Below are 14426 nucleotides of genomic sequence, written 5' to 3' on the forward strand. Positions count from 1 at the left end.
TTTGTAATTATTTTCCGTCAAGAATAGCTCTCAAAAGACATATTCAGGAAATCATAGAGGAAGTGCAAACTTTTAAGCACTGCTTATCTGAATATGGAATATCCAATTTTATCGAACAGAATTCAGGAGTCAGGAGTCAGGATTCAGAATACAGAATGAATTCTGTATGACTGGTGGATAGCGCCGGCGGCAAGCGAGTCCGCGTACTCTTACAGAGAAGCAAGCTACGCTTTTAGCGTCTCGTAGAGAGCGTCTTTATTCTGACTCCTGAATTCTGAATTCTGAATTCTTCTTCAACAAATATGTGAAAATTGAGTTAACAAAAACAAAAAAAGAGCTACTCCAATATTATTGGAATAGCTCTTTTTTGCAAAGTGATTCCCGAATATTCGATGCTGAGTAAAACCAATGGCAGAAATGCGACAATGAAAGCATTTCGTGTGTGGACAAGACAGCAAACAAGAGCCATTTAGAGGTATTAGCTTTTGGTAATCAATGACGTGCTGACTAAGAGAGAGGGCAAAAGGTCTAAAAGCAACAAATTGCCCCATCCACGATTAAAATCAATTTGTTAGGGTACTCAGCCAAATTAAATTCTGGAGTTTTGTGACTTTGTGCTTACTCAGTTATCGACTATCAACGCCCTAAAACAGCCCACAAGCTCTGCTTGGGTTGAACAAGCGATCGCTAACTTAGACATCATCTTACTCGACCACTCCCACTGTGAACGCAAAGCAGCAGGCGTAGCCTTAAACATGATGTTTCGTTACCCTTCCAATACTAAGATGGTGCGGGAACTAACTGCGATCGCCCGCGAAGAACTAGAACACTTTGAACTAGTTAACCAATGGTTAGAACGCCGAAATATTCCCCTAGCTCCCTTACCACCGCCTCCCTACGGCGCAGGTTTAAAAGCCCAAGTCCGCCCCAAAGAACCTGAGCGATTCCTGGATTCCTTACTAGTAACTGGTTTAATAGAAGCTCGCTCTCACGAACGCCTGGGATTATTAGCTGCTCACTGTCCAGAGCCAGAGTTAGCAAAATTTTATCGTGGGCTAATGGCATCCGAAGCGCGACACTACGGTATATATTGGGTTTTAGCTGCTACTTATTTCGACAGAGAAATTGTCATGCAACGGCTTGATGAATTAGCAATTGTCGAAAGCGAGTTGCTGGCGACTTTGCATCCAGAACCTAGAATTCACAGTTAGTAGACTAAGGTAACAGATATGAAGCTTCAGTTAACACACCTGAGACTGCTTGTCTCCAACTATAAAGATTCTTTTCTGTTTTACCGGGATCTGCTGAAATTTGATGTCGATTGGGGCGATGAAAATAGCGGATATGCTGAATTTAATACCGGATATCTAAAGCTGGGTTTGTTCAAAAAAGAATTAATGGCTGAAGTAGTCCCAAGAATTGAACAGCCTTCATACATTGTCAATCGAGATAAAACTGTGTTAATTTTCGCAGTCGATAACGTCGATGAGGTTTATGAGCAGGTAAAAACTCAGAATGCGATCGTTGTAACAGAACCACAAGATCGCCCAGACTGGGGAATCCGCACAGCTTATTTTCGCGATCCTGATGGCAATCTCATCGAAATATACAACAATCTAGGAATTGTTAGTTAAAAGTTCGATACTAACAACTATGGCAATCCCAAATCATTCGTGAGAAACAAGATCCGCAGTTTTGCACCCTTTTACCTTGCTTGAAACGTCAAAAATGCGATCGCTCCACTGCAACATATTTTGTTTCCATTTTTACCCCCAGGAAATTATATAATTTTTAGTTTCCTGGATTTGACAGGTAACACAATTCAGGAGACTCTCCCCTTTATTCTAAATTAACAAAATACAGAAGCCTTAAAGTACTGCATTTCCTGGTAGAACTTGAGAACGAGAGAAAAAACCCCTTCCTGTGTTGGGGAGAAGTTTGGAAAGGGGTCAACTTTGACATCAAGCAAAGAGATAAAGTATGACTCAAGCCTTAACCAAAAAAGTAACATTTGATGAATTTATCGCCTGGTATCCAGAAAACTCACAACGACGCTATGAACTGCATGACGGAGTAATTGTAGAAATGGCTCCTCCCACAGGTGAACATGAACAGATTGTTGGATTTTTAGTTGGGGAAATAGTTACAGAATACAAACGTTTAAAACTACCTTATTTCATCCCCAAAACAGCATTCATTAAACCAAATCAGAGCGAAGCAGCTTACTCACCAGATGTAATGTTGTTGAATAACTCTAATTTAGTCAATGAACCTCTGTGGAAAAAAGAATCTACTGTAAGCCAAGCGGCATCAATTCCTTTAGTAATTGAGGTTGTCAGTACCAACTGGCGAGACGACTATTTTACCAAAGCAGGTAAATATGAAGAGGTTGGAATACCTGAATACTGGATTGTAGACTATCTAGGTTTAGGTGGTAGGCGCTTTATTGGCAATCCTAAACAACCAACTATCTCGATTTACCAACTAATTGAAGGTGAGTATCAAATTAGGCAATTTAGGGGAAGCGATCGCATTCAGTCGCTAGCGTTCCCAGAGTTGAATTTAACTGCTGAACAGATTTTTCAGGCTGGAAAAGTCGCGTAAAAAACGGCTAAGGGAACTCCAAGAAATAAATTATCCAATCTTGTGGGGTGGGCATCTTGCCCGCCATATAAACTGGGCGGGCAAGATGCCCACCCCACAATCAATAATTGAATATTTTTTTATTTGGAAGTCCCTAAACAAGTAAAAGAACCATTAAAGACTCGTTCACGAGTATCAAAGACTCGTTCACGAGTATCAAAGACTCGTTCACGAGTGTCAAAGACTCGTTCACGAGTGTCAAAGACTCGTTCACGAGTGTCAAAGACTCATCCGCGAGTATCAAAGACTCATCCGCAAGTATCAAACACTCGTCCGCGAATATCAAACACTCGTCCGCGAATATCAAACACTCGTCCGCGAATATCAAACACTCGTCCGCGAGTATCAAAGACTCATTAACGGAGTTCCGAACCTCATTAATGAGTATCAAAGACTCGTTGACAAGCCAATCTGAACCATTGGTAATGATAAATTCTTTTTAGATTCAGTAAAAATTATTAGCACTCGTGTAGTAAAACACAAAATAGTAAATTGCTTGGATATCTTGCAGCATTCTTAATTAACACCCACCTTTGCCTGGAACTCGAATTTCCTTTCTCATAGCCAAAGTCTACTCAATGTGGACTAAAACCCAAGTCTGGAAAGAATTTAGACCTCTTAAGAAGACTTTCACTATCAGCCAGAGCTTTCTAACCTGTGGCGGTTGTTGGGATTAGTGCAAAATATTAGTGGTTGCGAAATTGTCCAGCGAATCAGGGGCATTACATATAACTTTTATTAACAGGTGAACCTCAGTATGGCAAATACGCCTCAACGTTATCTTAAAAAAATCCGAGAAGCGAAAGAAAAACAGCTTAAAAAATTAGATTTAAGCAATGTTTGGCGTACTGATAACAAGGAACAATTAACAGAGATCCCTGCTGAGGTGTTTGAACTGAAATGGTTGGAGGTTTTGAATTTAAGCTTTAACAAATTAACAACGCTGCCAGAAGCGATTGCCCGCTTGCAACAACTCACCTCCCTGGATTTAAGGGGCAACAAATTAACGACACTGCCAGAAGCCATTGTCCACCTGCAACAACTCATTACCCTGGATTTAAAGGACAACGAATTAACGACCCTCCCAGAAGCGATTACTGAACTGCAACAACTTACTACTCTGAATTTAGGCAATAACCAATTAACGACACTACCAAAAGCCATTGTCCACCTGCAACAACTCATTACCCTGGATTTAAGCGGCAACAAATTAAGGATGCTACCACAAGCCGTCACTGGACTGCAACAACTTACCACCCTGAATTTAAGCGATAACCAATTAACGACACTACCAAAAACCTTAACCAACTTAGAACAACTAAGCAGCCTAAACTTAAGCGTCAACAAATTAAGGATGTTGCCACAAGCCGTCACCGGACTGCAACAACTTACCACCCTGAATTTAAGCGTCAACAAATTAACGACAGTACTAGAAGCCGTTATCAACCTTAAACAACTCACCACCCTGTATTTAAGAGGCAACGAATTAACGACGATGCCAGAGGCGATTGCCGAACTGCGACAACTCACTTCTCTAGATTTAAGGGGCAACGAATTAACGACGCTGCCAAAAGCGATTGCCGAACTCCAACAACTCACTTCCCTGGATTTAAGCTACAACAAAATAACTATACTGCCAGAAGCGATTATTGAACTGCAACAACTTACCACTCTGAATTTAAGCGGTAATCCCATTGAAAAACCACCGCTAGAAGTCGTTAAAAAAGGTTTTAAGGCGATTAAAGATTATTTCCGACAACTGAAAGCAGAAGGTACAGATTATCTTTACGAGGCAAAGTTACTAATAGTAGGTGAAGGAGGAGCAGGAAAGACAACACTGGCGAAGAAAATTGAAAATCAAAATTATCAACTCCGAGAGGAAGACACAACCAAGGGAATTGAGGTCATCCAGTGGGGTTTCCTAATGGAAAATGGGCGAGAATTTCGAGTCAACATCTGGGACTTTGGGGGACAAGAAATTTACCATGCGACTCACCAGTTTTTCCTCACCAAGCGTTCACTTTATGCTTTAGTGGCAGATACGCGCAAGGAGGACACGGATTTTTATTACTGGTTGAATGTAGTAGAACTGTTGAGCGATAACAGTCCCTTGCTAATCATCAAAAATGAAAAGCAAAACCGCCACCGAGAAATCAATGAACGTGAGTTACGGGGGCAGTTTACTAATTTGAAGGAGACTTTACCAACAAACCTTGCTACCAACAGGGGTTTAGAACAAGTTTTAGAACAAATCAAGCATTACGTTAAAAGTCTGCCCCATATTGGCAGTCCCCTCCCAAAAACCTGGGTTAGAGTCCGAGAAGCTTTGGAGAGTGATGCACGCAATTACATCAGCTTGGATGAATACCTGAACATCTGCCAAAAAAATGGGTTCGCCACAAGAAATGACAAGTTGCAGTTGAGCAGCTATCTGCACGATTTGGGAGTATGCTTGCACTTCCAGGAAGACCCACTTTTGAACAAGACCGTTATCCTCAAACCCAAGTGGGGAACTGATGCAGTCTACAAGGTGCTGGATAATGAAAAGGTGATTCGCAACCTGGGCAGTTTCACACGGTCTGACTTGGCAAACATCTGGTATGAAGACGAATACGCCACGATGCATGATGAACTCTTGCGCTTGATGATCAACTTCAAGCTGTGCTACGAAATTCCTAGAAGCCAAGGAAAGTATATTGCCCCACAACTGCTATCTGCTAATCAATCTTCATATAACTGGGATGAAACCAACAACCTGATTCTGCGTTACACCTACGAGTTCATGCCCAAGGGCATCATCACCCAGTTCATCGTTGCCATGCATGAGTTAATGAATGAACAACAATGTGTCTGGAAAAGCGGCGTTGTTCTCAGCAAAGACCAGACAAAGGCAGAGGTGATTGAATATTACGGTAAGCGGGAGATTAAGATTCGAGTCTCAGGTCGTCACAAAAGAGATTTGATGACCATAGTTACACATGAACTCGATAAAATTCATGACTCGTATCAGCGGTTAAAGTATAACAAGTTAATCCCCTGTAATTGTGACACCTGCAAAGATAGCCAAGAGCCACACTTTTACCCTTTTGAGATATTGCGACAGTTTGTAGCCGATAGGCAAGAACGCATTCAATGTCAAAAAAGCTATCAAATGGTTAATGTCTTGGGCTTAATTGATGATGTGATGGACAGAAAGGAGTTACTGAAAGCAGAACAGCAGATGGGTGGCGATTTTCTGCCTAATTCCTCTGAGACAAGAAGGGAAAATGTCGTTGTAACAATTAATAATGTAATTCAGCCATCAAAGCAAGAGAATAATTTTATGACAGAACCATCTAAACAGGAAGATAATTCTAAACCAGAAGTGCAGGTTACGCTTCCGTTTGCGTTTAGAAATGGAATGTTCTATTTATTTGTATTTGTAGTTGTATTTTGTTTAATTGCATTCTTTGGTGGTTCGCTACCATTTCATTATCTAGCTTTAGCAATTATTGGTACAGCAATATTTATTGTCTTAATCGGCGTTCTGCAACTTCGTCAAGATGACCGCCTTTCTGAGAAATCTTTTGTAGATTTGACAAAAATAGTACTGGAACAGTTGCCTTTAATTAGCAATATTATTAAGCAGTTTCAAGGTAATAAATAAAAGCCCCGGCGAATGGAATTCGCGGCTATACAAACGTTCGCGTAGCGTCTCGCAGAGAAGTCCGCCTGCGCGGACTAAGGAAAAATTGATGGTTTAAAACCCACGGAGGTCGGTTTTGTCTGTGTAGACGCGGTTTCTAACCGCCCTTTTCACTTACAACAAATTACGATTACTGTTCCTCGCTCTTTTCCTGAAGGAGCGATCGCCAATCCTCAATCGCCTTCTCCGTCCACAGCCAATTTTTAGCTAATTTATCTACCTGGAAATTTACTGGATCAGACTTGAGAACCATTTGCCGCAACTTGATCGCTTCATTCAAATATTGTGTCTGCTTACCACTAGATTGACTGAGTGCAGATTTATACAATCCAAGAGCTAAACCAGCATAAGAAGTTAAAGCATCTTGAGGGACTGCTGTATTTGTAGATGTTTCGGCGCTAGAGTCTGAGTTTTGCTCTTTGAGAGCTAAATTCAAAGCTTTGAACCAAGAATCATTAGCTCGATTCAGATTACCTTCTGTGTAGTAAGCAAATCCCAAAGCGTTATTATACAAAAGCGATTCGGGTTTAGCTTTTGCAGCAGTTTCCCAGTAACGGCGGGCATCATCAACGCTATAGTTATTGTCTCCAGTTTGGATAGACTGCCACGCTAATCGTCCCTTGTAAAAGTTCACCGATGGATCGTCAGCTTGTTTACTTGGAATTAGTTTCAGGGCAGTTTCAGCCGCAGCCAATGCGCCACGATTGAGTAGTTCTTCTACAGCCAATAACCCACCTTGCAAGTCACCCTGGCTCATTTTTTCCGTAGCGCTGGCGGTGACAATTCCAGTGGTTGCTGTTTCTAAATCGATATTTTGCTGCTTTTGAATAGGTAAAGACTGGGTGGGAATTGCTGGTATATTACGCAAATTTGCTTGGGGCCGATTTTGCCACCACCAATTTAAAGCGATCGCAGCTGCTAACGCACTGATTCCGACAACACCCACAATCGGCCACAGCTTGCGGCGACGGGTACGAGATCCTAGTGGGACTGGTTGCGATGCTTGCGGTGGGCTATACCTACGTGAAAACTGAGATTTTTCTCGATTTCCTTCAAAGTTCCCCACAACTTGAGGTGGCGGTGGTGGAACTTCTCCCCACAAATCGGCTTCCTCTTCTGGGGAAGTCATTTCCTCTGAAATCTGGCTTTGGTGAAAACTATCTTCACGAATTTGTTGATCCGGTTCAGTTGAAGCTTTTTGGTTATCTAGCTGCCGAAACAAATCCGAAACTATCGCAGAATCTTCTTCATAGCTTGGGTCATCATACTCAATTTCATCAACCAGATCGCCCCAAGTATCTTCACCTAGCCAGTCTAACCCAGAAGAGTCACGCGCCAAACCAGCAGGAATCATTTCTTCCATTCCTAAAGGCATCTCGGCATCATCTGCCAGAGCAGAGTACATCGTAGAAGTTATACCTAAAGGCGAACCATACTGATTCAGCGACTCCGCACTTTCGGATACCTCAGTTTCCTCACTCAGAAAACCGTCAAATTCTGGCTGGAGATACAAAATCGGTAATGCCCAGTACATCTGGTGAGAACTATATGCAGAAATTAAGCCTTGGCGCATCCGACTGACGCACAAATCGACAGGATATCCCTGACTCAAGTTGCGGTAAAACAATTGTGTGAGAGTCAACGCTACTTCATCAGGAATACGTTCTGACATAGCCAAAACGCTTCTAATTCCACGCTTCACTAGACTTTCTGCCAGGTTACGTTCGCCAGTATCTCCAGAGGGATCAGACGCAGCAGTGTACGCGCCTAAGCAGGAGTTAAACACTGCCATTTGGATATTATTGTTGACGAGTAAACCTGCCAGATCGTCCCCAGTTAAGATTTCTGTTAAGCCAGTTCTACGGCTAGCAAGATAAATTTCTCCGCCATTGACGCCTAAGTTACTATGACCAGAGTAGTGGAGAACGTGGTATCTGCCTTGTTCTAGAGCTTGGGTTAGTTCTTCCCGTCCTGGTTGGTCTAATACAGTCAGTTCAATTTCTGGAAACCGATTGTTACCTTCAGCCAGTCGTGATGTTTGACGGTGAAGTTCTGCTTGCAGTTTGATAGCTTCCTGTTTCTGTAAATCAAGGCGGACTTGATCTGAAGGGGAAGCAATTACCATCAATACTTTCACACTACCTTGTTCACGCAGTGTGGGCATATTTCGCGTAGGCGTAGCCCCCCGCAGCGATCGCAAAGGAGAAGCCCCTAAAATTCCACTTTGGAAGCGAGAAAAAGCTACATAAGGCCCAGTAGCCAGAGGGCGATCGCCTGCGTGCATTACTTCCCAAGGCAGACGAGCTAACCTAGTGTCTTTTAGCCCCAAGCGCAAGCGTAGTACTTGTTGATGGTTTTGGGCAATACCTTGGGCAGTAATCCAACTATCTCTGAGAGTGCCTTGAAATAGGGCGTTATAAAATTGTTGACCCAACGCTACCAAATTCACAGAGTTTCTGGCGATATCGCTTTCATGCCCACCAGAAGCGAATGGATCTCCTTGCAACACCGACTTCAACGGGTCATTCATCAAATGCCCAGCAGCCATCAACCAATCAGCTATAGGCCAAGTCACCAATTCTTCTGCCAATGGTACCCCAGGCGCGACTTGTTCCGTCCGCACCAAGTAGTCATTTTGCCCTACTGGGGTTACGGAAATATGGAATTCCTGGGTCACAACTTCTCCTGTCCGCCTCCTAAATCTGGTTTGAAACGCGAAAGTTTCAAGTCGATTTTCCGCTCCCTCTAATAACTTAGATGCATCCCACCCCTGAATGTTTCTGATTCGGTGCTGTTTTGGTTTTTCTGCCTTTACAACTTTATCCGGATCGGATTACTTGGATCTAGAACACTTAATTGGTAGATGCACCTTGATCTTCAACTCCCCTAGTTGGCTAACACCCACTGGGGGTTTTTTTGGCAAACAACAGCAACTTCTGACGCAGATATTCTCTACCAGAAAATAGTGCTTAATCCTAGAATACTTGATTAGTAGATGGATGTCCCTTGATCTTTAACTCCCCTAATGCAGTTAATATCCACTCTTGTTTTTTTTGACACACAACAACAATCAATTTTCTCAAAAATTTATCCGGAGCATGGTGGTTAAACCTAGAACATTTAATTGGTAGATGCACCCTGATAACTAGCTCCCCTGGTCGGCTAACGCCCACTGGGGGTTTTTTTATGAATAGGACTTACGCAAACAATAGCCTAAACCCTGATTTTACCCTAGGGGCAATTCATGAATTGCCCCTACCGCGTGTAGTTTTGCGTAAGTCCTAATGAAGGAAGTAAGCTAATCCACCTTTAACTTGGTAGGTCTGTCCTCAATACGGTTCGGATAAGCACAATGAACTTTCCTTGTGGTCTGGGAAAAGGTTAAAGGGTAAGGGGTAAAGGATGTATTTAAAACCTTTCCCCTTTCCCTTTCCCCTTTAACCGAACCGTATTGGGTCTGTCCTGATAACTAACCCCTCTGAGGTTTTTCTCTGATAAACAAACAGTAATCACTTCAACCTTTGCTAATTTATCCGGTAGCGACCCATTTACGTTAGAAAAGATTATTGGTAGATGCACCCTGATAACTAACTCCCCTGGTCGGCTAACGCTCACTGGGGGTTTTTTCTAATTGTGTAGGCGTCGCCATCAACCCTGATTTTTACCATTTTTCCCGGAAGATACTGGTTGCCCCTAGAAAAGATTATTGGTAGATGCACCCTGATAACTCACTCCCCTAGTAGGTTAACACCAACTGGGGTTTTTTTATTTTTAAAAATAACTGACCCTGATAACTCGCTCCCCTAGCTGGCTAACGCTCACCGGGAGTTTTTTCGGCATAGGCGTCGCCATCACACTTGATTTTGACATTTTCCCCGGAAGATGCTGCCTGCCTCTAGAAAAGATTATTGGTAGATGCACCCTGATAACTCACTCCCCTAGTAGGTTAACACCAACTGGGGGTTTTTTATTTTAAAAATAACTGACCCTGATAACTCGCTCCCCTGGCTGGCTAACGCTCACTGGGAGTTTTTTCGGCGTAGGCGTCGCCATCACCCTTGATTTTGACCATTTTTCCCGGAAGATGCTGGCTACCCCTAGTAAAGATTATTGGTAGATGCACCCTGATAAATCACTCCCCTAGTAGGCTAACACCAACTGGGGTTTTTTATTTTAAAAAATAACTGACCTTTCTACAAATTTATCCGGAGTATGGTGTTTAACCTGAGAACATTTAATTGGTAGATGCACCCTGATAACTAACTCCCCTGGTTGGCTAACGCTCACTGGGGGTTTTTTTTGGCTATAGCCCCAGGATTTTCTACCCATATTGGAATGATGCACGGCTATTCTTGTTGATACTGCTGGTAGACCTTGAATATCCTCCTATTCGTCAGGATAGAGCATAACTGTCTCACTCAATCCCTGAATCGCTTTCTTTTTATTATTGTGAGATAGAGATGCCACTCCAAAATGATTGCTATGATATTTAATCACATTCTTAATTTTTTTTCTATATTTTGACCTTTAACTGTTTGTCTGCTAGCAATCCTCCTGTCAAAGAATAGGAAAGGGAGCAGTGGAGAGAACCCCATAAATACCCAAATACATGATTCTGCTGGTGAATGAATGGGGTTACACCAAAGGGAGGGGAGAAAATTAAAGCAAATATTTCCTCCAAATACCCAAGTTTAGTGTTGAAAGGTCAGACATGATCTACGAAATTTTTAGCTGAGATTAGACGGTATTTGTCTGCTGAAAAAGCGGTCTAAAATTTCTGATTTCTGCTCTGAACTGAAATTCTCATACCAATTTCCATGCTTCTCAAAGAGTGCAGAATTTCTGAAAGTTTCTAAATTAGAATCTGGTTTTTCATTTAGAGGTCTTTGTCTATTCTGGTAATAAGTAAGCATTTCTACTGTATTGTTGTTCTTTCGATGCAAAAGTTGCATCAATAAATCCATTGCTACAGTTGGCAAAACGCGACAGGTATAATTCACAAAAAAATCAAAAGTCATATTGCCTAGACGAATGCGATCGCCATCTTTGAGCTTGATCGGGCCAACAGCGCGATCGCCATTCACAAAGGAACCATTGGTACTGTTGAAATCTATTAAGTAAAAGCCTTGCTCGTCAATATGTTGAATAGCAGCGTGGCGACGAGACATATAACTATCAGCAATGTAAATGCCGCTGGTGCGATTCCGACCTATCGTCCAGATTCGCTGTGGCTGTCGTAAACTTTGAGTCTGATTGTCGCACAAGTTGGTCATCAAATAAACAGCACTAGTATCCACTACACCATGTACGTAACATGCCTTTACTCTCGTCAAGGACGGTTGAGATAGGTTTTCTAGCTGAAGAATTTCATCTAGAAGGCTGCTGTGGTGTTCATACAACTTGAGGAATACCTGATATAAAGTTAATCGCCGTTCTATTTCTGTTTGTGCAAAGTCAGCCATTATACATAAACCTTGTACTACCTGATTTCGGTTTTGAATATTTTACTTCAGCCCACAATCAGGGATAATTGATTTTTCACTTCCCGCTGCCATCTGAAAACTTGAGTGGCTTAATAACGTTATGTTTTACAACTTTTAGGTGCGAGATTCCCCGTTGTTTCTAGCCATAAAAAGCATGAAAATATTTATCAAAAATTCTTATGATGCTTTATTGTTTATTGTAAATAATCATTTGTTATTTGTAACAGATAGAAATCATAAAGATTTCATTAAGAATTGACAATTGCCTGCGTATTTTTGCTAGATAACTGGATATTCCTTAACATTTATGAGAGTGATGACTATCGATCAATCCAAACATTTATATATTTGGTCAATTCTGAATGAATCTGAGTTTTTTTACTGAGAATGATCAGGGCTAAATTTTCAAAGTCAGTGAGAAAATAAAAGCCTTGCGATCCTTATAAAAAAAAGTGGTTTAAAATTATTAATAAAAATACAACTAACGGATACTTTAAAAAACACATAGGCTATATTTGCTAATCTAAATAATCGGCTTCAATAAAAAGAACTAATCAGTAAAGATAGTCCAAACTCTAATATAAAATCCGGTTAATTACTTACCTTTTATGCTGAGTAAAAGAAAGCAATAATCGCACTCAACACAAAAGATCCAAAGCCCCAACATGCGGCACGGACACAGCACTCAGGCGAGCCGTTCCAATATGATGATATACCACGCTTAACACTTGAAAACGGCTAGATATAAACCTTGTAAAAAGCTTTGTTGATGATTTGAAACAACGAATGCACACAGATAATTTATCTGTGTGCATTCGTATTAATCTGTGATTTAATTTTCCTGATTAGTGCATTTCGTCGTATTCTGGGGCTTCAACTCTTCTTGCTTCCATGCGCGAAGCAGGCAGAAACTCAGCGCGACGGACTGGAACCAAAGGTGGTGTATTTCCTTGGTAGGGGTGAATAACTTGTACAGTACGGGCTGGACGCTGCCGTGGTGAGAACAAAGCCAATACCCCAGCGACGACAACACCACCACCAATAGTGAGAGTTGCGCCTCCCACTGCCCAAAGCATAGGTGAAGACCACCAAGAACTTTGCGGCTGGATTGCTGCTGTTTTTTGTTGGTTATTTTGCTGGGCTAATTGCCACTGCTGTTGAGTATTGAAATTTTGGACTTGCCCTTGGAGTTGTTGATTTTGCAACTTTAGCTGTTCATTGTCGTTTTTTAAACGCTCCAGCTGCATTTGCGCGTTCAGTTTCTCCATCTCTAAGCGCTGGTCAGTATTGGGAGCAGTAGGTGGTTGAGCTTGACCAGGATACACTGGTGGCGGCGCATAAGGGTTGTAGGGAGAATACATTTGTCCTGGCGCTACTACAGTCCCTGGCATTTGCGGAGCAACAGCAAAGTTAGGTTGTAGAGGGGTATTTGTTCCTTTGAGCAATACGAGAGCCGCCAGCCCAGCTACGGCGACCCCGCCGATAAACGCCATACTCTCACTCATCGCCTGTGCTCCTCGATTGCGACGTAACTATAATCATTTGTGACTGACTCACTCTCACACTCACACTCATAAATTATGCCTACTTGATTTCACATAATACTCAAACTATAAGCGACTATATCAGCTAGTTTTTTTACATCATGATATCTGATGTTAATATTCAAGACCATAATGGTCAAATTGTCTACCAAGCAACGATAGAAAAACTACACTGTTATACTTTTTTAATCTACTTTCTCCGTCTAATCAAGAGGAGTATTTATGCTGGTATTGGCGGTCTTGATGGCTGCCTTGAGACTTTGGCAAAATTGGGCGATCGCATTTAGTCCTTGCTCTGGTGTTCCTTCTGCTAGCCGTTTCACAAAAGCGCTGCCTACGATCGCTCCATCTGCGCCCCATTCCATTACCTGATGGGCTTGTGCAGCTTCGGAGATGCCAAAGCCGACAGCGATGGGTTTATCAGTAACACTACGAATTTGTTGGAGTAAATCTGACACGCGGTTTTCCAGTTGCGATCGCACTCCTGTAACCCCTGTAACGCTGACTAAATAAATAAACCCTTGAGAAGAATGAGCGATCGCTTCTATCCGTTCAGCAGAACTGGTGGGAGCTACCAACAATATGACATCAATTCCCATCTCACTAGCTGCTTGCAGCAAGCCTGCTGCTTCCTCTAAGGGTAAGTCAGGTATTACCAATCCGGCGACCCCAGCAGCGGAAATTTGCTGAAGAAATTTTTCAATTCCCCGATGCAAAATTGAGTTGTAATAGATTAACAGGACAATAGGCGATCGCAATTTGGGAGTAATCCCTTGCAACATTTCCAGCACCTGTTCCAATTTCGTTCCTCTTTGCAAGGCGCGGGTAGCAGCAGCTTGAATTACTGGCCCATCCGCCAGAGGATCGGAGTAAGGTATGCCCAGTTCTATAATGTCGGCTCCACTACTATCTAGAATTTGCAACGCTTTTGCTGTTGTTTCTAAATCTGGATCGCCAGCGGTGATAAACGGAATTAGAGCGCACTCACGATTGTGCCCAAGGGTTTCAAAGCAATCAGAAATCGCAGTCATTAGTAATTAGTCATTGGTCATTGGTCAGTGGTCAGTGGTC

8 protein-coding genes are annotated in these 14426 nt (G+C 42.2%); 4 read left to right on the plus strand and 4 right to left on the minus strand.

The window, feature by feature from the left end; translation table 11 throughout:
* Window positions 1-614: 614 nt before the first annotated feature.
* The 4 genes from ACWATR_RS06670 (at window position 615) to ACWATR_RS06685 (ending at window position 6289) form a co-directional block, all read left to right on the plus strand.
* Window positions 615-1211, plus strand: coding sequence for a MiaE family protein (locus tag ACWATR_RS06670; RefSeq protein WP_069069846.1), 597 nt, complete (start codon window positions 615-617; stop codon window positions 1209-1211).
* An 18-nt stretch (window positions 1212-1229) separates the two neighbouring features.
* Entirely contained in the window at window positions 1230-1634 is a 405-nt protein-coding gene (locus ACWATR_RS06675) for a VOC family protein (protein ID WP_460330683.1), read from the plus strand.
* Window positions 1635-1980: 346 nt separating this feature from the next.
* Window positions 1981-2604 (plus strand): Uma2 family endonuclease, encoded by a 624-nt coding sequence (locus tag ACWATR_RS06680; protein ID WP_460330686.1) that lies wholly within the window; start codon window positions 1981-1983, stop codon window positions 2602-2604.
* A 796-nt stretch (window positions 2605-3400) separates the two neighbouring features.
* The gene (locus tag ACWATR_RS06685) at window positions 3401-6289 is read left to right on the plus strand and encodes a COR domain-containing protein (RefSeq protein ID WP_460330688.1); all 2889 of its coding nucleotides are present in this window, start codon (window positions 3401-3403) and stop codon (window positions 6287-6289) included.
* Window positions 6290-6458: 169 nt separating this feature from the next.
* On the opposite strand, the gene hetF is transcribed toward ACWATR_RS06685, so the two are convergent.
* The 4 genes from hetF to trpA all read right to left on the minus strand — a co-directional run bounded on the left by hetF (window position 6459) and on the right by trpA (window position 14386).
* Window positions 6459-9005, minus strand: a complete 2547-nt coding sequence (gene hetF, locus ACWATR_RS06690) for a cell division protein HetF (protein WP_460330690.1) — start codon at window positions 9003-9005, stop codon at window positions 6459-6461.
* A 2050-nt stretch (window positions 9006-11055) separates the two neighbouring features.
* Window positions 11056-11790: an FHA domain-containing protein gene (locus tag ACWATR_RS06695; RefSeq protein ID WP_460330692.1), complete on the minus strand. Its 735-nt coding sequence runs from the start codon at window positions 11788-11790 to the stop codon at window positions 11056-11058.
* Between the two features lie 866 nt (window positions 11791-12656).
* A complete protein-coding gene (locus ACWATR_RS06700) occupies window positions 12657-13316 on the minus strand; it encodes a heterocyst differentiation related protein (protein ID WP_460330695.1) in 660 nt (219 codons plus the stop codon).
* Between the two features lie 242 nt (window positions 13317-13558).
* Window positions 13559-14386, minus strand: coding sequence for a tryptophan synthase subunit alpha (gene trpA / locus ACWATR_RS06705; protein ID WP_460330697.1), 828 nt, complete (start codon window positions 14384-14386; stop codon window positions 13559-13561).
* Window positions 14387-14426: the final 40 nt, after the last annotated feature.

The sequence above is a fragment of the Nostoc sp. UIC 10890 genome (genome assembly GCF_054786515.1).